Origin of the sequence: Gilvimarinus sp. 2_MG-2023, from assembly GCF_030547685.1 — a bacterium.
In the GTDB taxonomy this organism is placed as follows: domain Bacteria; phylum Pseudomonadota; class Gammaproteobacteria; order Pseudomonadales; family Cellvibrionaceae; genus Gilvimarinus.
Genome location: NZ_JAUOQM010000053.1, coordinates 62,046 through 82,794, shown reverse-complemented (window position 1 = coordinate 82,794; position 20,749 = coordinate 62,046). Strand labels below are relative to the sequence as shown.

The 20,749-nt window shown below is 52.0% G+C and carries 18 protein-coding genes; 9 read left to right on the top strand and 9 right to left on the bottom strand.

The window, feature by feature from the left end; genetic code table 11:
• Positions 1–9: 9 nt before the first annotated feature.
• Complete coding sequence (locus Q4526_RS16125) at positions 10–2,340, bottom strand: methyl-accepting chemotaxis protein (protein ID WP_215978152.1); 2,331 nt, start codon at positions 2,338–2,340, stop codon at positions 10–12.
• A 142-nt stretch (positions 2,341–2,482) separates the two neighbouring features.
• Here Q4526_RS16125 and Q4526_RS16120 point away from each other — a divergent pair, with 142 nt between their 5' ends.
• Positions 2,483–3,112 (top strand): DUF922 domain-containing protein, encoded by a 630-nt coding sequence (locus Q4526_RS16120; RefSeq protein WP_215978151.1) that lies wholly within the window; start codon positions 2,483–2,485, stop codon positions 3,110–3,112.
• 64 nt (positions 3,113–3,176) lie between these two features.
• Here the strand turns inward: Q4526_RS16120 and Q4526_RS16115 are convergent, their stop codons facing one another.
• Entirely contained in the window at positions 3,177–3,992 is an 816-nt protein-coding gene (locus Q4526_RS16115; protein ID WP_215978150.1) for a polysaccharide lyase family 7 protein, read from the bottom strand.
• 231 nt (positions 3,993–4,223) lie between these two features.
• Between Q4526_RS16115 and Q4526_RS16110 the strand changes: the two genes are divergently transcribed.
• The gene (locus tag Q4526_RS16110) at positions 4,224–5,666 is read left to right on the top strand and encodes an Nramp family divalent metal transporter (protein WP_303609702.1); all 1,443 of its coding nucleotides are present in this window, start codon (positions 4,224–4,226) and stop codon (positions 5,664–5,666) included.
• A gap of 62 nt (positions 5,667–5,728) precedes the next feature.
• On the opposite strand, the gene Q4526_RS16105 is transcribed toward Q4526_RS16110, so the two are convergent.
• From Q4526_RS16105 to Q4526_RS16085, 5 genes are all read right to left on the bottom strand, one after another.
• A complete protein-coding gene (locus Q4526_RS16105; RefSeq protein WP_215978149.1) occupies positions 5,729–7,525 on the bottom strand; it encodes a glycoside hydrolase family 2 protein in 1,797 nt (598 codons plus the stop codon).
• A gap of 183 nt (positions 7,526–7,708) precedes the next feature.
• Positions 7,709–8,206, bottom strand: coding sequence for a GDYXXLXY domain-containing protein (locus tag Q4526_RS16100; protein ID WP_215978148.1), 498 nt, complete (start codon positions 8,204–8,206; stop codon positions 7,709–7,711).
• Entirely contained in the window at positions 8,203–9,240 is a 1,038-nt protein-coding gene (locus Q4526_RS16095) for a DUF4401 domain-containing protein (RefSeq protein ID WP_215978147.1), read from the bottom strand. Before Q4526_RS16095 ends, Q4526_RS16100 begins: the two co-directional genes overlap by 4 nt.
• Positions 9,237–9,518 (bottom strand): hypothetical protein, encoded by a 282-nt coding sequence (locus tag Q4526_RS16090; protein WP_215978146.1) that lies wholly within the window; start codon positions 9,516–9,518, stop codon positions 9,237–9,239. Before Q4526_RS16090 ends, Q4526_RS16095 begins: the two co-directional genes overlap by 4 nt.
• 48 nt (positions 9,519–9,566) lie before the next feature.
• The gene (locus Q4526_RS16085) at positions 9,567–10,202 is read right to left on the bottom strand and encodes a DUF2157 domain-containing protein (RefSeq protein WP_215978145.1); all 636 of its coding nucleotides are present in this window, start codon (positions 10,200–10,202) and stop codon (positions 9,567–9,569) included.
• Positions 10,203–10,339: 137 nt separating this feature from the next.
• On the opposite strand from Q4526_RS16085, the gene Q4526_RS16080 reads away from it, so the two are divergent.
• The 5 genes from Q4526_RS16080 (at position 10,340) to Q4526_RS16060 (ending at position 14,115) form a co-directional block, all read left to right on the top strand.
• Positions 10,340–10,708 (top strand): metalloregulator ArsR/SmtB family transcription factor, encoded by a 369-nt coding sequence (locus tag Q4526_RS16080; protein ID WP_303609701.1) that lies wholly within the window; start codon positions 10,340–10,342, stop codon positions 10,706–10,708.
• 101 nt (positions 10,709–10,809) lie between these two features.
• Positions 10,810–11,301 (top strand): arsenate reductase ArsC, encoded by a 492-nt coding sequence (locus Q4526_RS16075; protein WP_215978144.1) that lies wholly within the window; start codon positions 10,810–10,812, stop codon positions 11,299–11,301.
• Positions 11,294–11,998: an arsenical resistance protein ArsH gene (gene arsH / locus Q4526_RS16070; protein WP_303609700.1), complete on the top strand. Its 705-nt coding sequence runs from the start codon at positions 11,294–11,296 to the stop codon at positions 11,996–11,998. The genes Q4526_RS16075 and arsH overlap by 8 nt, the downstream gene beginning before the upstream one ends.
• 8 nt (positions 11,999–12,006) lie before the next feature.
• Positions 12,007–13,020, top strand: a complete 1,014-nt coding sequence (gene arsB, locus Q4526_RS16065) for an ACR3 family arsenite efflux transporter (protein WP_215978142.1) — start codon at positions 12,007–12,009, stop codon at positions 13,018–13,020.
• A gap of 186 nt (positions 13,021–13,206) precedes the next feature.
• Positions 13,207–14,115, top strand: coding sequence for an NAD(P)-dependent oxidoreductase (locus tag Q4526_RS16060; RefSeq protein ID WP_215978141.1), 909 nt, complete (start codon positions 13,207–13,209; stop codon positions 14,113–14,115).
• Between the two features lie 196 nt (positions 14,116–14,311).
• Here the strand turns inward: Q4526_RS16060 and Q4526_RS16055 are convergent, their stop codons facing one another.
• The gene (locus Q4526_RS16055; protein ID WP_215978140.1) at positions 14,312–15,100 is read right to left on the bottom strand and encodes an aspartate dehydrogenase domain-containing protein; all 789 of its coding nucleotides are present in this window, start codon (positions 15,098–15,100) and stop codon (positions 14,312–14,314) included.
• 91 nt (positions 15,101–15,191) lie between these two features.
• Positions 15,192–15,476, bottom strand: a complete 285-nt coding sequence (locus Q4526_RS16515; protein ID WP_215978139.1) for a GreA/GreB family elongation factor — start codon at positions 15,474–15,476, stop codon at positions 15,192–15,194.
• Between the two features lie 648 nt (positions 15,477–16,124).
• Between Q4526_RS16515 and Q4526_RS16050 the strand changes: the two genes are divergently transcribed.
• Positions 16,125–17,828: a hypothetical protein gene (locus tag Q4526_RS16050; protein ID WP_215978138.1), complete on the top strand. Its 1,704-nt coding sequence runs from the start codon at positions 16,125–16,127 to the stop codon at positions 17,826–17,828.
• A 193-nt stretch (positions 17,829–18,021) separates the two neighbouring features.
• A complete protein-coding gene (locus tag Q4526_RS16045) occupies positions 18,022–20,718 on the top strand; it encodes a TonB-dependent receptor (protein ID WP_215978137.1) in 2,697 nt (898 codons plus the stop codon).
• Positions 20,719–20,749 lie beyond the last annotated feature (31 nt).

Sequence of the window (20,749 nt, the reverse complement as noted above, 5' to 3'; positions counted from 1 at the left end):
CCGCGTTTTTTACAGTGAAATTTGTCGCGTTGTGGCCAGAGTGGTTTGGGCAACCTCTTGCTGGCGCGTGGCGCTGTCCGCCATGCGGCCAATGCTCAAGTCCGTGTGTTCTACCGTGCGCAACACATTGCCCAATAAGTCGCGCATGGCCCGGGTGCGTTCACACTCCTGCTCTGACGATTGCGCCAGGGCGCCGATAATTTTCTCCACCGCTTCTACGGTCTGCTGAATGCTGCTTAATGCCCCCTGTGCGGCGCCTGTGTACTCGACACATTGGCTGGCGCTGGTCTGTTCGGTCTCCAGCCCGCTGGCGGTGGAGTGCACTGTTTGCCGCAATCGATCGATCAGTTGCTGAATCTCCCCGGTGGCCTCGTGAGTGCTGGCGGACAGGCGGCGCACTTCATCGGCGACAACGGCAAAGCCACGGCCGTGCTCACCGGCGCGGGCCGCCTCAATGGCCGCGTTTAAGGCCAGTAGGTTGGTTTGTTCGGCCACCCCCTGAATGGTGTCTACAACTGCGACAATATCATCGGCGGCGACCGTAAGTTCCTGCATGGATTGGCCCGAGTGGGCGATTTCGGTTTGCAGATTGGTGACCTGTTGGGCTACATCTTCCATTTGGTGGCGGCCCGTGCGTGCGGCTTGGCTGGCCTCGCGGGTCTGGCCGGCGAGTGTGTCCAGTTCGTTGCGGATGCTTTGCAGGGCGTCGTCGACCTGACTTAGCATAGCGTCGGCATGGCCCATTTCGCGCCTTTGGGTTTGCGCGTCGCGCTGGCAATCGGCGCTGAGCTGGGCGTTTTCCGCCGCACTGTCGGCGGTATTGGCGGTGGCGTCGTTTACCCGACTAAGGGTATCGCGCAGGGTCTGGAATAACTGTTCCAGGCCACGGCTGATATCGCCGACTTCATCGCTGCGCCCGGTTTCAAAGTCGACCGCCAGACTTTTGCGCCGCGCCGCCTCGTCGATATTGGCCGCCAGGCGCGCCATGGGCTGGGCCAGGTAGCGAGCGTAAAAGAACGCGCCTATGGCCGCCAAAACAATCAGTAGCAGAGCAGTGCCGATAACATTGGTAATAATTTTTTGTCGCAATTGGCGCAGGCTGGAAAATACTTCTTCCGGTGCCTGCTGCACAATCAGCGCGTAACTCTGCCCGCCTAAATCGACCGGCTGCCAGCTGGTGAAGCGCTCGCGGCCGAGGTAGTCGGGGCTCAACTGCGTGCCGCTAGACTGACCCAGTGCCAGGTTTACGGCTGGCGTGTCGGGCATAAAACGCCCCGCCGCCGTCCCGAACTTAGCAATGGTGTGGGCATCGCCCGCGCGACCGGTTTGTTCCAGTTGCTGCAGCAGCTGTTGGGGGGCCTCGCGCAATTCTCGCAGCTCTGTCACCAAGCTGCCTTCAGGGCCCACTAGATACACGTCGCCGGTTTGTCCTAGCCCTAAGTCTTGCCAGTGGCCCTGGCTGGTGAGTAGGTCGGAAAAAACCGAGGCGGGGATGGCGGCCACCAGGTAGCCCACCGGGCGCTCGGGGCTGTGGGCATCATGGTAAACACCAATGCCCAGGTAAACGGTTAACTCGTCGTAGAGGTAGGCCGAGTGTTCAAACCCCGAGAGCGCAAACTCGCTCGGCTTTTCGCCCAGCTGTCGCGCAGCTTCGGCAAGTTGGCCCTGGGCAAAAGGCCCCTTAAGCAGCGAGGTACCCAGATGGGCGCCTTTGCGGGTGGAGTAGATGACACGCTTGCGGGCGTGATCCACCAGCATTAAATCGCTAAAGCCGAAACGCTCGATAATATCGTGAAAGCTCGATTGAAACTTGCGGTGTTGTTGGCCGTAGATGGTGGCGTCGGAGCGGTTGGTCATATCGGCCAGAGCGTCGGGCCAGCCGGGGTTGGTCTGAAAGTATTTGTGTTGCAAGAGTTTCGCTTCATAGGCCATTTGCGCCAGCCACTGATCCACAGGCGGAGCTTCGCTGCGGCTTTTATTTTGATAGTCGGCGATATACTCGGTGCGGTACCACTGGCTCAGCTCGTCATTCAGTGCCACCTTGTCGATGATGCCCACCTCGTAACGGTAGGAATCAAATGGGCGAACCAGGCTGTAAACCGCCTCTTGTACCATACGCCCCTGCGCCAGTGAGGCGAGCAAATCTTTATAGCTGGAGAGGCGGTTGTCAATGGCGTCTTCCCGGCTGTTGGTCAGTGCCTGAAATTGCTTGGTCAGGGTTTGCTCGATAGAGCTGGATGAATTATTAAGTGCGAGGTAGGCTGTCGTACCCGCTGAACCAATAATGGCGACAACGGTCAGTGAGACGGCGCCCAGCATGAGGCGTGTTGATATTTTCACGGTGTTTTCCCCTCCGGTTAGGAGGCAAACATAAGTGGGAGAAATGACAAGTTTGTTACATAGTGACGGTTGGTAAAAAAGAATTCTGCGCCACGCTAATCCCTTGACGCGCAGTGCGGCAGAACACTTTTTGGGAGTAAAAATGTCAATTTTTTGTAGTGCAAAAAAAACCTGTGCGCCTCACTTGTTAATGATGCTAACGGTGGGGTTTTCTTGTCTGGCCCAGGCTTTGGACTTTAGTGTTGAGCGGGAAGATAACGTCGAAGAGAGTATTGATTACATCTATTACGAAATCGAAGATCCGGCGCTTACCGGGCAGTCGCTTAAGCAGAGTTTGGATGCGGCAACGCCGGTCGTAAAGGCAGGGGTAAAGCGCCACGGTGAAAATCGCTGGTTAATCCGCTGGCAGAGTACTACGCAACAGCAAGAAAGCAGTTGCAAGGTTACGGGCGTGAGTGTAACGCTCAATGCAACGGTTCTGCTGCCGGAGCTAAGCGCCAGCGAGCCCGAGATACAATCAACCTTTAACGATTATGTGGCCGCGCTGCAGGAGTATTTGTTATTGCATTATGTAGTGGCATTACAGGCGGCCAATAAAATAGAGCTGGCAATTCTCAATTTGCCTCCGGCCTCTGATTGCAAAGTGCTGGAACAGCAGGCCGATGAAAAGGCGCGAGCCATTGTTAAGGCGCATCGCGAAAAAGGTCAGAGCCTGGATGCCATGACAGACTATGGCGTTAAACAAGGTGTGGTGTTAGAGGGTACAAACTAGTGACTCCAGCGCCGGGTGCGCAACGGGCGTGACGGCTCGCCTGATCGCGGGCCGTCGTAAAGTGCTATCGTTTGCGCTGGTACTCGACATTGGTCATGCTGATAACGGATTCGGTAATGCCGTACTCGGCATAACAGGCGAGAAATGATTCGGCATTGCCGCGCACGCCACATTTTTTAAGTGTTACCGGACTTTGCGATTGCAAATAGTTGCCAAATTTAAAATACGCGGCTGAATCATCCTTAACTGGAATACCAAAAGCCTCACCCATGGCATAGACCCAAACCTCGCCATAGTTATTGACCACGCGCAGATCAAATTCTTCCCCCGATTGAATCGTGCCAAAGGGGTGCTTTTCTTCCATACCGACCGTGCTGCGAAGACGGACGTAAACATCAAACACGCCATTGTTGGCAACGCCATCGAGTAGGCCTTGTTCGCTGGTATCCGACACATACAGTTTCATGATGGTTCCTAGACCACCTGTGTGATGCTGGGCGACTATTGTTTTGCCGCCGTCGGACATTTCTACTTTTATATCCGCTTTAAACAGCTCGTAGGTTTTCGACATGGCCGTTCGCAGGTTCGATTTGATTTTGTATTCGTGACGCAAACCGTTGCCGTTGGGGCTGAGGTACTGTGCTTCTAAGGCGGCAAAACGTAGCGTTTGGTCGTCGATGAGCGGGTGGGGTGTTTTTCCTTCAAGCGTGAATAAATGGCCATCAGTAATAACCGCAGGAATCTTCTCGGCTGTTTTCGTCGCGGTATTCACCGTGTTTGGGTGAGTCGTGTGTTCGGCGCATGCTGCCAGACTTAAAGCAAAACAGGCGGCAATGACACAGCCCCATTTACCGGCAAGCACTTTAGGGTAAAGATCCATAGAGAATTTCTCAGCGTTGATTGTTATCTAGGTACTGGTCGCCGCATGGCATTGCCGACTGTGGCAGTCGATTGTAAAGAGATGCCGGGTGGGGGCCAAGCAAAAAGTGTTTTATCGCACTTTTATCGCCTGTGGGCGGCACTGTGCGGCTGGTGCAAAATTTGCTCCTCTAGCGTTTTTCATTGTTTGAGTGTTGTTTCTCGGCAAGATTAGCAAAGTGAGGGGGTTGTTTTGCAAAAGTTACATAGGCGCGACTGTTCGCCCCAGGCGCCCGATGGTTGGAATAAGTGGCGCTGGTATGGCCCGGGGTTACTGTGGATGCTTTCCGCCGTCGGTACGGGCTCCATTTTATTTACACCTCGTGTAGCCGCTGTGTATGAGTACCAGTTGTTTTGGTTGTTGGCGCTCGTTGTTTATTTTATGTGGGTAATGATTCGGGAAATGGCGCGCTATTCAATTGCCAGCGGCGAAACCATGCTGGAGGGGATGTACAGCCTCAAAGGTCCCAGGGGGTGGGCCATTTGGTTTATCTTTGTGCCGCAACTGCTCGCCGCCTGTGTCGGTATTGCCGGTTTGGCGGGGGTAGTGGGCAGTGCGGTGCAGAGTGTGGCGCCGGGTGGTGGCACCTTGTACGGCATAGTGATGATTGTTTTATCCACGGTGTTTGTGACCACAGGTCAGTATTCGGTGATCGAAAAATTTAGCCGTGTTATGGCGCTATTGCTGATGGCTGTGGTGATTGTCGCGGCGGTGGTGGTCGCCCCTGACATAACCGCGATGGGCAAGGGGCTGCTTCCCACCTGGCCTAAACAGCCCGACCTCTACATTATATTGCCGTGGGTGGGCACAATACTCGCCGGCTCCATGGGGATTGTTTGGTTCGGTTACTGGACTGCCACGCGCGGGTTCGGCGGCGGCCTGGAAAGCCGTGACCCGGACGATGAAAGCAAGGCTGAGCGTGTCAGTGAGAGCGATCGCCATCAGCAAGAGTCGGTGCGTTTAGCGCGCGCAAAACAGTGGGTAAACGTGATGTCGGGCGCAGCCACCTTAGGTGTTATCGGTGGGTTTATTGTGATTACCGCGTTTATGATACTGGGGGCCGAGTTGCTGGCACCCACCGGTAACATTCCCAAAGGCTCGGACGTCGCCGTTGATTTGGCCAGTTTGTTTTCCGATGTGTGGGGCAGTGTGGGTAAATACCTGCTGCTGGCCGCCATTATCATCGCTCTGGGCGGCAGTGTTTTGGCCAACCAAGATGGTTGGGGTCGCAGCTTCGCCGATATGACATTGATACTGACCCGCAACCAACGCGATTGCGAAAGCGCCACCCGGGCGTCACGTCTGGCGCAGTGGGTTTCTCGTTCAACCGGTATGACTTTATTTAAACGCAAGAACCTAAAACGATTATATGTTGCCCTGATTACCGGGGTGATTCCGGTCGGTATTTTGTTGGTCTTTAAAGATCCGGTAAAAGTGATGTCGGCATCGGGCATTATCGCCGCTTTGCATACGCCTTTTATTGCGCTCAGTGCCCTGTACGTCAATCTTACCCGCCTGGCAAAACCGATTCGGCCCGGTATAGTGGCGGTAATCTCTATGGCGCTAGCCGGATTGTTTTATCTCGGATTTGCCGCGGTCTATGTGTGGGATTTTGTGAGTGGTTCGGGCGGATAGATTACCCTGAGCGACGGGGCCGGGTGGAGGCTAACAAAAGCCCCGCACCCGGTGGGCAAAGGCTACTGGTGCTGTTCGTAATATTGATTGAGAATATGCCAGGCTTGTTTTTTAACGCCTTTATCCGACACTAAGCCTTTGCGGTTCCAGAAGTCCTGAATATTGGCCAGCGGGCGGCGCGGCGAGCGAAAGTCTTTTAATATCCAGGGCGTCATGCCGCGTATAAAACTCATGTTGTCGATCATCTGTAAATTGTAGCGGTACAGGTCGGCTTGGTATTCCTCGCTCCAGCGCTGTTCGGCTGCACCGTGATAGCCTGCCAGGGCGCCACCGCCAAATTCACTCATGATCACCGGCTTATTGTTGTCCGAAAACCACCGAACCTTGGCACACTGAGCGGGCTCTTTGTAATACCAACCGCAGTAGTTGTTGATACCAATAACGTCAACCACGGCTGACAGTGGGTCATCAATACTTTTGCCTTTGTCCGTTTCACTGGAGGTGTCCAGTGCTGCGGTAATCAGGCGCGTACCGTCGAGCTCGCGGGCCTTGGCGGCCAACTTGCTGATAAAGGTTAAGCGCGCATCTGACATGGGCGTTTCATTTGCCATGGACCACAAAATAATCGAGGCGCGATTTTTGTCGCGACTGATCATTTCACTTAATTGGTTTTGGGCATTGGCGTAAACATCGTCGCGCTCGAACAGTACAGTCCAGTACACCGGAATTTCTGACCAGACCAATAGTCCCATTTCATCGGCCATACGCACCATGTGTTCGTTGTGAGGGTAGTGGGCAAGGCGGACAAAATTAACCCCCAGTTCTTTGGCCATGCTCAATAGTTGCTTGGCGTCTGCCTGGCTCCAGGCGCGGCCGGGGTGTAGCGCGGACTCTTCGTGAATACTGATGCCTTTGAGAAAAATCGGCTTGCCATTGAGCAATATATCTTCGCCCTTGGTATCAATTTGGCGAAACCCAATGCGGTCGCTCAGCGTTTGGTCGTGCAAGCGAAAGCGGACATCGTATAGCTTAGGGTTAGATGGGCCCCATAAAATCGGCTCGGCCTTAAATTGGAAATTTTGGCGCGCATCGCCGGTAAACTTGAGCGTTTGCTTGACCTTAAGCTCGGGAATCTCAACGGTGACCTTAGCATTGTTGAGTGGCTGATTGAGCTCTACCCAGCCGGTGATGCTATTGCTGTCGCCGTCGGCTAAATGAATGCTGTAGTCACTGATGTGTTGCTTGGGCAAAGTCAGTAATTTTACCGAGCGGGTTAGGCCGCCATAGTTCCACCAGTCGGTATTGACGGTAGGGATTTGCTCGCGCTCGCGGCGGTTGTCCACTTTCACAATCACAAAGTTGTCGCCGTCGTTTACAACATCGGTCACGTCAAACTCAAAAGGGGTAAATCCGCCAATATGAGTGCCAACTTTCTGGCCGTTCACATACACCACGGCTTCGTAGTTGGCGGCGCCAAAATGTAAGATATAACGCTCGTTGCGAGACTTGTTAAGCGTGAAATCGCGTTGATACCAAACCGTGCCCTCGTACAAAAAAAGCTCGTCTTGCTGGGTGTTCCAGTCCCCAGGCACATTGAGGGTGGCGGCATTGGCAAAGTCGTACTCGATAAGGTCGCCCGGTTGCTCGACCTGAGCATTTTTAAAATAACCGTCGCGGGTGTGCTCTTGGTAGCGGTGGTTATAAAAGCCGTTCTCGTAAGGGTCGGCGATGTAATGCCAGGCACCATCGAGGTTGATATGGGGCCGGGCATTGGTATTTTGAGTAATCTTGGCAGCGTATGCGCCTGAACAAAAGACAATGGCGGCCAGTATTAGACCGCGGGTAATGGTAAATAACATGGTGTAATCCCTGATGGTGTTGTTATGGTTTTCACTGCGTCAGGTATGCTGGTTTTTGTGTGGGCACCAGTCGTTTTGTCTGGGCATTATAAGAAGCCCTGCTAGGGCGTTCAATTGGGCAATTGTAAGTAAGTGAAAAGCACGAGCGCTGCTTGTAGTCTAAATCACTGGCATCAACCCTGTTTAAGGGCTAAGACGCTTTAACTCTGAATCGTACAAATCCGTTAGTAACGGCTCGCCATTATCATTTAGGCGGAACATGCCATAGCGGGCGGTACTGTACACATCGGCGGTGCCTTCCTGGAAAAAGAAAGCATTGGTTGCAAATTTTATTCGGTGATCACGCACGCGATATTCAATGCGCAGTTCATCGTCGGCCAAAGCTGTGCCGTTATCTATCCGCACTAACGAGGCTACCCCGTTGTTATCCAGAGAGATGATGGCATACCCCTGGTGATTCGTTAACGGCTTTGACTGGGTGGTGAGTGCGTCGTCAATATCGCCGGCGAGCTTAAACCTCAAAACCATATAGTCGCCCTGTATTAATGAGCGAGGGTCTACCGGCGCCAGCTCCAGTAAAACCGGTTGTCCGTTTGCCAGGTGTTGTTGCTTGTGCCAAATACTGATATTGACCAACGCGAGGATAAAGCTCAGTGCGACAAGGGCAATCAGGCGATTCATGGGTTTTCCTCCGGCCAGAGTCGGCGGTAAGCGACTCTGGTCAGCAGCAGTACAGCGCCTATGGCGAGCAGGGTTGCGGATTTAATTAGCAAGGTGGTGTCCAGCAGATAATAGTAACTGCTGATGGCGGCTATTAACGCGAGCGTTGCCAGCCCCATTAACACTCGGTTGCCACCATAAAACCCCAAAACTAAAAGCACGGTGGCCTGCAGCAGACCGTATGCAAACCCGGAGGCAACTCCCAGCAAGGCTAAAACCCCCAGCGCGAACGCCCATTGGTTGCCACTCAGTTGCACCCTGCGGGTGATGTGCCAGAGTACAGCCGTGGCGATAAACACGGTCAGTAATTCGCCCATTGCGGGTGTTGCCCACTGTTGAGTAGGAATGGCGTAAAAAATAGTACCGGCGTTGAATCGCAAACCATATTGAATTAATAGCAACGCGGCGGCAGTACCAAAACCGACAGCCTGATAAAAACGCATCCAGTGTTTATGTTTAAGCTCATAGGACCAGGTGAAAGCCCCCATTGCTAACACTAAGACGGTGGCTATATACGCTGCTCCGCTATGGGCAAGTGCAATGGCGAGAGTTATACCGGCAAAAGCGCTGACCGTTACCCGGTGAATAAAATTGGGTATGGCACACAAAGTAAGCTGCATTAGGGTCAGTGCCCACCAGAATTCAGGGTTTTGCCAGCTGAGCATAGTCTGCAGGGCAAAGGCTAGAAAAATTTGCCCGGCTAAACTGAATGCCAGGGCCAGATTATCGACAAATTCATTTCTGGGACGGTATAAAATAATACTGCTGACAGTAAGCAGCACCGCACCAACAGCCATGAATGTTTCTGTACTATTGATGCTAGGTTTAAGACTGAGCACAACAAAGCCGATTAGAAACCACGACGCTACCCAAGCAGAAAAGCCGATTAAAAACTTAATAAACCAAGGGCTTTCATAGGCCGGCGACGAGTACTCATGGCTGATGTTAATGCCCGCATCTCTCAGGGTTTTATGTAACAGGGGCTGATTGGTCATGGAGTTTGCCCCTTTTGAACGTGTTTGAGCCAGATGCTGGCGATGGAGGCCTGTCCCAGCAGAAGCAGAGCGTGTAGCAAAAAGAGGCCCGCATCGGAGCCCCCTAGAGCTTTAACCAGTAGGGTTTGAATAACGGCGATACATGACAGACAACCGCCCGCCAGCATCAATAAATCGAAACGCCAGTGCCGGTAAACCCAATAGCCTACGGCCAGTAGCAGTGGGTAGATAACCGCAATGATCGGATGTTGGTTGTCCGACACAAGATAGTGCAGCATCCACAGAGAAACACTGCTTACAGCGGCTAAGCCTAGAACCTGTTTGGCTCAGCGGGCGGTGGTCAAGGCAAGGCGCCGCTGGCCCATCTCCCAGACGGCGAGCGCGGTAATATTAAGTGCGGTGCAGACAGCGAGCCAGCGACTGCTCCCGCTGGGCAGGGGCAGCCAGTCAAAACCGTCAGTCGATTGGTATAAAAAGGCGGACAGATTCCACAAGCCCAGCCAGAGCAGCCAAAGTGCGGGCAGGCGGGCGAGTACGACCCAAGGGGTCATCAGTAGCGCCCAATTAAAAAACAGTTGCCATGGGTCTGCGCCGGTCTGATAAGTCTGGCCATAAAAGCCCAACAATACCCCCAGAAGAATACTGGCTGCCAGTAGAGCGAGAGGGGCGAGCCACGTCAGCCTTGGGCGCCAGACGTAGACACCAACAGCGGCGGCAATGGATACTTCAATCAGGGCGAAACGCGCCATACGACCCAAAACCATCCAGTTGTACGCGATAAAAAACAGTACGGCGAAGACCAGTGCCAAAATGCCAAGCGTAAGCAGTATGCGGTCGGTAAAGGTGCGCCATTGAGCGCAGGTGGGTCTGATGCCTGATTGGTCGGCAGCGCGGGCAATATCCGCAGGGGGGATAACGTTTTGTTGGATGAGTTCAATCAGTTGTTGGCGCCTGGTACTCATGCAGTTCCTTTGTCATGTCCAAGATTACTCAAGGAGCGAGTTTGAATGAGCGAGTAATAGGTGTCAATCATTGGTCGTGTACGTGATTATCCACTGTACAACAGCGCTTTTATTGCATAATATATGGAAAATCATATATGTTTGTAAGCGGTAGAGGGTATGTATCCATGAGCCCGGTCTCGTTTTATAAGTGCCTGGCCGATGACACCCGGTTGCACTGTATGTTGCTGTTGCAACAGTTAGGAGAGTTATGTGTTTGCGAGTTAGTGACAGCTACCGGTGAGAGCCAGCCTAAGGTCTCGCGTCACTTGGCGCAGCTGCGTGAGTGCGGCCTATTGCAGAGCCATCGTCGCGGTAAATGGGTTTATTACCGGTTAAGTACAGCTTTGCCCGACTGGTCAATCGCCGTGCTGAAGGCAACGGCTGAGGGGAATGAGGTTTATTTGTCAGAGGCAATGGGGAGATTGAAGCAGTCCCCAAGTGTGGAGATTGTTTGTTGTCGTTAATCTAATGAAGGCCGGTCGCGGTCTATTTTTTAATTCTATATATATGGTATTCCATATGTCTTTTGGGTTTAAACCCAAGTAAATTATTTATCGGGGGAGAGATGATCAAAATATTATTTGTTTGTACCCATAACGCCTGTCGCAGTGTGCTGGCCGAGGTGACCGCTAATCGACTGGGGGCAGGCCGTATTACCGCCGCCAGTGCCGGCAGTGCACCGGCGGGAAGGGTGCATCCGCTGACTTTGAACTATCTGAGTTCGCGCAACATTGCCACCGAGGGATTAAAAAGCCAGGGGATGGACGAGTTTGAAGATTTCGCCCCAGACCTGGTGATCACTGTGTGCGATCGCGCCGCCGGCGAAGCCTGCCCGCTGTGGTTGGGGGATACCGCTAAGGCGCACTGGGGTTTGCCCGACCCCTCTCATGCCGGTTTGGAAGGTGACGACGCACTGGAGCAGGCCTTTGACGCGGTGGTCGATGTGCTGCAAAGACGCATTCAAGCATTGTTGGATGCTAACGGCGATAGCTTATTGGGGGACAGTTTGCAGGCTTTGGCCGCTCAGGTGGCAGAGCAGGAGCCCTACCGTGAGTGATTTGCCCAATTTGAGCGCCGAGGCGCTGCCTGCTATCGATAAAGAGAAGTTGGCCAATTCGGATGCCAGGGCGCCGCGCATTCTCTTGCTGTACGGATCGCTGCGCAAAAAGTCTTTTAGCCGATTGGTGACCGAGGAGGCTCAGCGCCTGCTCGATCATATGGGGGCCGAGACGCGGATCTTTAATCCCTCGGGCCTGCCTCTGCCGGACGATGCCGAAGCGGATCATCCCAAGGTCGTCGAGCTGCGTGAGTTGGCCACCTGGAGTGACGGTATGGTGTGGTGCTCCCCCGAACGGCACGGCTCAATGACGGGCATTATGAAGGCGCAGATCGATTGGATCCCGCTCAGCATAGGTGCCGTGCGCCCTACGCAGGGCAAAACGCTGGCGGTTATGCAGGTGTGCGGCGGCTCCCAGTCTTTTAATGTCGTCAATCAGCTGCGCGTACTGGGGCGCTGGATGCGGATGATCACAATTCCCAACCAGTCATCGGTGGCAAAAGCCTTTTTGGAGTTTGACGATAGCGGCCGCATGAAGCCTTCCAGTTACTACAACCGGGTGGTGGATGTGATGGAAGAGCTAATGAAGTTTACCCTGCTGGTGCAGGGGCGGGAATCTTACCTGGTCGATCGGTACTCCGAACGAGTAGAAACGGCGCAGCAGTTAAGCGAGCGGGTTAACCAAAAAAGTATTTAGGAGGCAGCGTGGGAATTTTTGAACGTTTATTGTCCGTTTGGGTGGGGCTGGCGATTATCGCTGGCGTTGTTTTGGGCAGCTTTATGCCCGGCGTTTTTGCCCAAGTGGCCGGTTGGGAATTGGCTGGGGTAAATGTGCCCGTGGCAGTGCTTATTTGGTTGATGATTTATCCCATGATGGCTCAGGTGGACTTTTCCTCTATGCGCCAGGCGGGTGCCAACCCCAAAGGCTTAATGCTCACCCTGCTGATTAATTGGGCGATTAAGCCCTTCACCATGGCTGCCTTGGGCGTATTGTTTTTTAAATATATCTTCGCCCCCTGGGTCGATCCGGCCACGGCAGAAGAGTACATCGCCGGCATGATACTGCTGGGCGTGGCGCCCTGTACGGCGATGGTTTTTATTTGGAGTCAACTCACCAAAGGCAACGCCAACTACACATTGGTGCAGGTATCGGTCAATGATGTGATTATGGTGGTAGCGTTTGCACCCATTGCTGGTCTGTTGCTCGGGGTCACCGATATTACGGTACCCTGGCAAACACTCTTGGCTTCGGTGGTGCTTTATGTGCTGCTGCCGCTCGTTGCCGGTGTGATTACCCGCTACGCAATCTTTAAGCAAAACGCAGCCGGGCTTGAGCAATTCTTGCATCGGGTAAAGCCGTTGTCGATTCTCGGTTTAATTGCGACAGTCGTGTTGCTGTTCGGTTTTCAGGCGCCGCGCATTCTGGCGCAGCCGTTGGCCATTGTGATGATTGCCATTCCGCTGTTGCTGCAAACCTACGGCATTTTTGCTCTGTCGTATTGGTGGGCTAAACGCTGGCGCTTAAGTCACGACATTGCCGCGCCCGCCTGTTTGATTGGCACCTCCAACTTTTTTGAGTTGGCGGTGGCGGTGGCCATTTCATTATTCGGTCTCAACTCCGGCGCGGCTCTGGCCACGGTGGTGGGGGTGCTGGTTGAGGTTCCGGTTATGTTGTCGCTGGTGGCATTCGCCAACCGGACCCGTCATTGGTTTAATTAAATCGGCTAATTAAGTAGGCAAAAAGGCAGCAAAGCGACAAGCTTTGCTGCCTTTTTTATGGTACTAAGCCATGGCCGCTTAGAATGTATATTTGTTCGTCAACGATTGGATTATTGTGCGATTTTTGCGGTTGCTAATTTAACGGGTAGCCACTATGGTTGGCTGTTGCTTTTAGAGGAGGTTGAAATGTTTAAAAAGTTAGTGGGTATTGAGCCATTAAGTCTTGTGCCAGAGTTTGAAAAGCAACTGTATGATCTGGCTGAAGAGGTTGTGCTGTATGACGATCGCCCCAAGAGCCCCGATGAAATCGCCAAACGTATTGGTGATGCCGATGCGGTTATGCTTAGTCACACCACCGACCTTGGTAAAGAGGCTTTATCTCAGTGCGATAATATTCAATACATTGGCATGTGCTGTTCACTGTACTCACCCGAGTCGGCCAACGTCGATATAAAATACGCTAACGAGCGCGGGATTACTGTAAAAGGTGTGCGCGACTACGGCGACGAAGGTGTGGTTGAGTATGTGGTGAGTGAGCTTGTGCGTTGCCTGCACGGATTTGGCGAAGATGATAATGGCAAGCCCGTACAGCCCTGGGATGGTGTGCCCCGTGAAATCACCGATTTAAAGGTGGGCATTGTGGGCTTGGGCACCTTGGGCGAGATGATCGCCGATGCGTTAACCATGTTCGGTGCCGAAATTACCTACTTTTCCCGCAGTGAAAAAGCTCATGCCGCTAAAAAGGGTTATCACTTTTTACCACTAAAAGAGTTGTTGGCCCAAAACGAAGTAGTTGTTTGTTGCCTCAATAAAAATGTTGTTCTGCTCAACGACGAAGAGTTTACAAGCTTTGGTAATGGCAAAATTTTGTTTAACGTCGGCTTGTCGCCTGCCTGGCAGGAGGCGCCATTTGCCGAGTGGATAAAGGATTCTAGTAACGCCTGCTATTGCGATTCTTATGGGGCTTTAGGCAATGAGAAATATTTAGAGTATCCCAATGTTCATTCGGTTAACATTTGCACCGGCCGCACACGTCAAGCGTTCCGTCGTTTAAGTGAGAAGGTTATCAATAATATTAAAGCGCATCTAGCTTAATAAGAAGTCGCCTGCGCGCATAGAGACAAGGCCTATGCGTTTAGGCGTGAAAGGTTGGCGCCTCTTGTAAAAGGCTAAGCCATTAGCTAGAGGCGCTAATCAGATTAAGCGATCCGGGTTTATACAGGACTGTGCCAATGCAGAGTAAGCCCATGCTTGGCGTCACAGCGGAGAAAATTCAGTGTGCAGAAACCCTTCAGAATACAATTGCAGAGGTAATGTTGCGTAAGGTGTTCACAACGCTCCAGCCGGCAATGTCGGCTGTCTTGCTGTAAACATCGATTATCGCGTGAACTTGATCGTTTTCAACCTCAATACGATGATCGTCTCCCACATAATCTGGTATCGATGTTATCGCCACGTCTATATTGTCGGGCCCGACTGTTGCGAGCGCAGCGGCGACCGAAACGTTAACCTGAGTCGGGAATAGTGCAATCGCCTCTTTGGCGTTACCGGAGAATACTTGGCGCGTGCTGTGCTCAAGATCGTCAGTATAAACAGCGGTTCGTCTGAGTGGTCTTGGGCTTTTTTCAGTGCGGAATGAGGTTTTGCATTGACCCATTAAAGAGGCCGTACGCATTACATCAAACCCGCCAATGGCTCCAGAAGCTAAGTGCACACGGGCGTTATTGTCGCGAGCGGTACGCTCTACCTGTTGATAAAAATCCGTGTCGGCAAGTGCGCCTATTGAGAGCGTTACCAGTGAGATGCCTTGGCGCAATGCCGGTAGGGCCAAGGCTCTCATGGCCTCTGGTGATGCGGTTTCGACAATATAGTCGGGTTTTAGAGCTAAAAGTTCATCCATCGTGGAGCAAGGTGTGCACTCGTGGCCACCCTCTCGCGCTTTATCGCAAAGGCGCTGGGTTTTGTCAGCTGTACGTGATTGTGCGCCGACAAGTGAGTAGTCGGCTAGCAAGCCTTTTAATAACGCCTCGACCACTAGGTGGGCAAGCTTTCCACAGCCTACAATTGCGAGCTTCTTCATTGTTTTAGCATCTCCTGTTGAGTTGATAGGAATGATTAAAAATATGATCTGTCGCTAGCAGTCGACCTACGGCTGCTAGCGGTATGAAGTGTTATTGCAGTATGTCCAACACTCTAAATTGCAATATTGTATTTAGGTAGCCGATCTCTATCGTATCCCCCTTCTTTTTACCGATAAGCTCCGCTCCCAATGGCGACAGGAGCGATATTCTTCCTTGATTCGGATTGCTTAGCGGGGGTGAAACAATTGTAAATTTAATGTTTTGTCTTTCTTGTACGTCTTGCAAAATAACCGAGCTGTTGATGGATATTCGACTCTCCCCAGTCGTTGGCTGAACGTCTGTTGACTCTATGTGATTGAAAATGGCAGACAACATTAATGGCTCTATGCCCAAGCCCCAGGGCCTGGTTAGGTAAAAATTTTGAGCGCGCCGAAGCATCGAATGTTTAAATTCGACATGCGTGTTTTTGCACATGGTAATGCCTATAAAACGATATTACTTATTTCGAGTACTTAATTAAGGTTGAGGTGAAGCGCATCAAGTGCCAGGCGGCACTATCAAGAGGGGAAGATAGGAGAAGTTCTCCACAAAAAAAAGCGAAGGCAACGAGCCAATGTTCTGCTCTCGGTCATAAAAATGAATTCAGCCGTAGGTTACCGCTTTGGTGGGTAAAGTCAAATAGCCTGTCGTTATCAATATAGACGTGCCATTGCGTGCCAGATGTTCGGTGTGTCAGGCGCTGATTGACTGTTATTTGATCAGAGCTAGGCCCTGTCGTGAGGTGGTCAGTATGTATCCAAAAGTTCCCCTGAAACAAAACCTTCATAAAGCTGTCACGCAACTTTCATAAAACTCGTCAAGTATAGGCGCCACATGAGCACTGAGCTCGACGTGTGCGAGCGCTAATATTCAGTCGGCCATGAGCAAGGCACAACGAAGTGCTACGGATTACCGAGCGCAGGCATGGCCTGCGATCACAAAACTATTTTTTGCAAACTATCCATTCTGGGAGAGTTGGAACTTATGAAGATCAAGACCCTCATTAGCGTAAATACTTTGGCGGCCATGTTGGTTGCTTGTGGCGGCGGCGACATTAACCTGAACCCTTCAAGCGATCAGGTTAACTCAAACAACACCACCAACAACATCACCAACGAAGCTGGTGGCGGTGACACTCCAAGCACTGACACTAACCCATGTGCGTCATACTCCGAAGCGGGCCAAACTCGCGAAGGTACCTACGCTAACGGCAACTGTACTTACAGCGCCGCATTTGTTAGCGACGTCAGCCCCCTGACTGTTGATCTGAATATCCCCGCCTTGGAAAACGGTGGTTTGCACATCTTCCAGGACAGCCTCTGGGTAGGTGAAGACGTTGATGCCAGCGAAGCTTCAACCGGCGTTCGTATTCCTCAGGAAGGCGAAGGTTCTGTGCTGTCTATCGAAGCCGGCGCTCTCATCGCTTTCTCTTCTTCAGCCGACTATGTTCGTATCGCCCGCGGCTCTTCGATTATCGCTGAAGGTACGGCCGATGCGCCAATCGTATTCTCTTCCGTTACTGACCTGCGCGACGGTGCGGCCACCGAAGGTGATCGCGGTTTGTGGGGTGGTGTACAAATCAACGGTAACGGCATTACCAACAAGTGTACCGATGCTCAGCGTCAAGCGACCAGCAACAACGTTCACAACTGTCACGTAACGGCCGAAGGTCGCCCAGCGACTTACGGTGGTAACAACAACGGCGAAAGCAGCGGTATCCTGAACTATGTGCAAATTCGCTACGCAGGCTACGAAGTGGTTGATGGTTCAGAGCTGAACGGCCTGACCCTGAACGCGGTAGGTTCTGGCACTGAGATCGAGTACGTACAAACTTACACCACTTTGGACGACGGATTTGAGATGTTCGGCGGTGCGGTTGACCTGAAAAACGTTGTTGCCGTAAACGTAGGTGATGACTCGATCGACTTCTCTGAAGGCTGGGTGGGCGACATTCAATTCGCACTGGTTACTCACACTTCTGGTTCAAACCGTTGTATCGAAGCGGACAACACTGGTGGTGACCGCGCCGATAACATCGAGCCTTTCACTAAAGGTCGTATCTCAAACATGACCTGTATCACTTCTAATGTCGGCGAAAACGACGGTGAGCACCCAAGTTCAAAAGGTAGCTCTGAAGGCCCACTGTTCCGCGAAGGTGCGCACTTTGAGCTATACAACTCTATCGTAACGTCTAACGCCTCTGGCATGGAATCTAACGAGTGTCTGGAGTTGGATGACACCGAAGGTCCACAAACTATTGCAGCGGCAATCGACGGCTGGTCTGTTGCCAAGAGCAACGTGGTTGCTTGTACCGAAGCGACTAAAGCTGGTGTTGATCCTGCCAACGGTGCTTTCGATATTGACGCTTGGTTAGCCTCTGGTGAGAACACTGACAACGTGATTCTGGATGAAAACACCACTGGTGCACTGCCTGCGGTTGTTATTGAAGGCCTGGACAGCAATCCACGCGCTTACATTACTGCCGGTAGCATGACCGACGGCAATAGCAACGTAATTAACGTTCCTGTTTACGACGTGACTATGCTTGCTAACGAGTTCGAAGCCGGTGCTGCTCCTGCTCTGAGTGATTCAGGAACCAGCAACTTCTTTGACGCGGTTGATTTTATCGGTGCGGTTAGCGCTGATAACAACTGGGTCGCTGGCTGGACTGTAGGTCTGGACGACTAAGTTAGGCGTCTCGGCTCAAGTAACAGGGCGCCTTATTAATGGGGCGCCCTGTTGCGATAAGGCCCCAAGCTTAATGTAAGAGTATAGAGGCGGCTCGCCTCACTCGGTCACCCCTTCGGCCTCACGGGCCAGAAGTATCAGGGGGGAAACCGAACTCCATTCGAACAGAAAACCGCCTGAATAGGTTTTTAACATGCGCACAATGACTTCCAAGCGACGCCAGTTAAGCCTGGCGATAATGGCAGCGTCCGTCGTGTTGTACAGTGGCCAGCAGGCTGTTGCACAATCTTCCGACGCCGGTGAAGTATCTTCAACACCAAGAATTCAAGCACCGGTGATTGAAGAAGTTCTTACAGTTGGCCGCCTACAAAGCGCGTCCGATTCAATTATTGATGAGCGCATTGAGCAGCCCTACGCCGCTGATGTTCTCGGATTTGATCAAATTTCCCGCGCTGGCGACTCCGATATTGCCGCCGCGCTTTCTCGTGTTACTGGTTTGACCGTTGTCGACAACCAGTACGTCTACGTTCGTTCTTTGGGGGAGCGTTATTCTACGACCCGACTCAACGGCGCGGCTGTGCCGTCACCAGAGTTAACGCGTAACGTGCTACCGCTCGACCTTTTGCCTTCTAGCATTGTTAAAACGCTAAAAGTGCAAAAAGCCTACTCTCCCAACTTACCGGCAACTTTTGGTGGTGGTAGTGTTGATATCCGCACCAAAGGTATCCCCGATGATGTCGTATTCGATATTTCAATCGGTACCGGTTGGAACAGTCAGAGCAGTAATGACGGTCTAACTTACTCCGGTGGTGATGTTGATAATGGCATTCCCGTTGAGCTGGGCAATGCGTTGACTCAATACCAGGGTGACCCCAGCATCAATGGCATCCTGAATGTTTTGCACACCAGTGGCGGCGCGGCCAGTGCCGAACTGCGTGAGCAAGCCGAACAAATCAACCGCGACCTTATTCTCTCGCTGGATCGGGACGTTGAGATCACTTCAAAATCTCTTGATCCCGATGTAGGCGCCAAAGTGTCGCTGGGTAATTCTTGGTATGTCTCTGATGATTGGCGCATTGGTGCGCTGGCCAACCTCTCTTATGACAAAGAGTGGCGCAATAAGAATCAAGAGAAAAAGGGTGTTGGTAACCCGGATACCGTGAACTCGAAAGTAGCCCGGACCACCGAAGAAGTAAAAGAGCTGGCCTCGGTCAGTGCCGGTGTTAGTTTTCAGGAAATGCACACAATCGAAGCGAGCGGCTTCTTTATTACTAACACTGAAGATTTAGCCAGCATTACAGAAGGTTTTAATAACAACAACACTCTTGCCGATGGCTCCCAGAGAGTGGATTATCAAACTCGTTTTGAAGAGCGTCGCCTTGAGGTACTCCAGGTGACGGGTGATCACGCTGTCGAGTTTGACTTGTTTGATGCAATGGATGAGTTGAGTGCTAACTGGTACTACTCAGACTCCAAGGCGGAGACTGCTGTACCTAACGAGACTAATATTCAGGGCTCCAACACGCTGAATCCAGCGACTGGCGAACTGATTGACACGGCGTTACTGGCGACCACATCCGTGGCCACCTTTGCATTCCTTCAACTGGAGGATAACGTTGAAAGCTACGGCTTGGATGTGGAGTTGCCATTAAACTTTGGCAACAACCTGGTCACGTTAAGTGGTGGTTATGATTACAACGACAAATCGCGTGCTTACTACGGTTACACGGCCAACATTAATACTGCCGGTATATCTGGCGATGTATTGGCCGGAACTCCCGGGGCGGTGTTGTCGGATGATAACTTAAGCAGCCTGGAGAACGGCTTTAACCTGAGCATGGGAACCGCGACTGGGCAGGAAAGTTATATTGCCGCCCAAATGACGGATGCTGCCTACGGCATGATCGATATCAATTTCGATTATACGTGGCGGGTCAATGCCGGTGTGCGCTATGAGGATTTTCGTCAGGCGGTATTGCCAATCGATCTGCTGGATCACACTGGTGAATCAATTCGTCAGCTGAACGAAGAATTGGCCAAAGAGGGGCAGTCCTTAGCGATTAAAGAAGACGGCTGGTATCCATCCTTAGCGTTGACCTATATGAATCAGGGCTTTATGGATGCCGATGATTTCCAGGTTCGCGCAGCGGTTAGCCAGTCAGTGATTCGCCCAGATTTGCGGGAGATGTCGAATGTGTCTTACATCGACCCCGATTTGGGTATTCTGGTTCAAGGCAATCCCTTGCTTAAGTTCTCCGAAATTAACCATTTGGATTTGCGCACAGAATGGTTTTATGGCGACGGGGATAACCTCACTGTCTCTTTCTTCTATAAAGAAATTTCTGATCCGATTGAGCAAACACGCAAGCCAGCCTCAGATGATGATATTTCTCTGGAGTATTACAACGCGACTTCCGGTGAGATATATGGCCTGGAGTTTGAAGGTAAGAAAGGCTTGGGTCGCGGTTTGTTTGTGTCCGGTAACCTGACATTAAGCGATTCTGAGATCGTATCACCAGACGGTGAAGGCTTTACCAATACGGTACGTCGTATGACGGGCCAGTCCGAGTATGTGATGAATGCACAGCTGGGTTTTGACTCTGACGATGGTATGCATACAGCCTCGCTGTTGTATAACGTATTTGGTGATCGGGTTTACTATGCGGCGCGCTCTAACGGCCACCAGGACGCATTTGAAATGCCGTATCACTCGCTAGATCTGGTGTACACCTTCTATCCGACAGAAACTCTGAGTTTGAAGCTTAAGCTAAGCAATTTGCTTGACCAAGACCGTGAGTTCGAGCAGGTGAACGCTGGTGGTGAAGCGGTTACGATTTTAAAACAGGAGCAAGGCACTGGTGTTGGGTTGGACTTTAAATACTCCTTCTAATACCTAATGCCTGTCACAAGGCAGGACAATA

What these genes read in the sequence shown, in the direction of transcription:
- Q4526_RS16090 (WP_215978146.1), bottom strand. Translation starts at nt 9,518, where the DNA reads ATGCTGCACTATCTTGTGTCGGACAACCAACATCCGATCATTGCGGTT.
- Q4526_RS16080 (WP_303609701.1), top strand. Translation starts at nt 10,340, where the DNA reads ATGTTTGTAAGCGGTAGAGGGTATGTATCCATGAGCCCGGTCTCGTTT.
- Q4526_RS16515 (WP_215978139.1), bottom strand. Translation starts at nt 15,476, where the DNA reads ATGTTGTCTGCCATTTTCAATCACATAGAGTCAACAGACGTTCAGCCA.
- Q4526_RS16120 (WP_215978151.1), top strand. Translation starts at nt 2,483, where the DNA reads ATGTCAATTTTTTGTAGTGCAAAAAAAACCTGTGCGCCTCACTTGTTA.
- Q4526_RS16045 (WP_215978137.1), top strand. Translation starts at nt 18,022, where the DNA reads ATGCGCACAATGACTTCCAAGCGACGCCAGTTAAGCCTGGCGATAATG.
- Q4526_RS16100 (WP_215978148.1), bottom strand. Translation starts at nt 8,206, where the DNA reads ATGAATCGCCTGATTGCCCTTGTCGCACTGAGCTTTATCCTCGCGTTG.
- Q4526_RS16055 (WP_215978140.1), bottom strand. Translation starts at nt 15,100, where the DNA reads ATGAAGAAGCTCGCAATTGTAGGCTGTGGAAAGCTTGCCCACCTAGTG.
- Q4526_RS16095 (WP_215978147.1), bottom strand. Translation starts at nt 9,240, where the DNA reads ATGACCAATCAGCCCCTGTTACATAAAACCCTGAGAGATGCGGGCATT.
- Q4526_RS16050 (WP_215978138.1), top strand. Translation starts at nt 16,125, where the DNA reads ATGAAGATCAAGACCCTCATTAGCGTAAATACTTTGGCGGCCATGTTG.
- Q4526_RS16060 (WP_215978141.1), top strand. Translation starts at nt 13,207, where the DNA reads ATGTTTAAAAAGTTAGTGGGTATTGAGCCATTAAGTCTTGTGCCAGAG.
- Q4526_RS16105 (WP_215978149.1), bottom strand. Translation starts at nt 7,525, where the DNA reads ATGTTATTTACCATTACCCGCGGTCTAATACTGGCCGCCATTGTCTTT.
- Q4526_RS16075 (WP_215978144.1), top strand. Translation starts at nt 10,810, where the DNA reads ATGATCAAAATATTATTTGTTTGTACCCATAACGCCTGTCGCAGTGTG.
- Q4526_RS16085 (WP_215978145.1), bottom strand. Translation starts at nt 10,202, where the DNA reads ATGAGTACCAGGCGCCAACAACTGATTGAACTCATCCAACAAAACGTT.
- Q4526_RS16115 (WP_215978150.1), bottom strand. Translation starts at nt 3,992, where the DNA reads ATGGATCTTTACCCTAAAGTGCTTGCCGGTAAATGGGGCTGTGTCATT.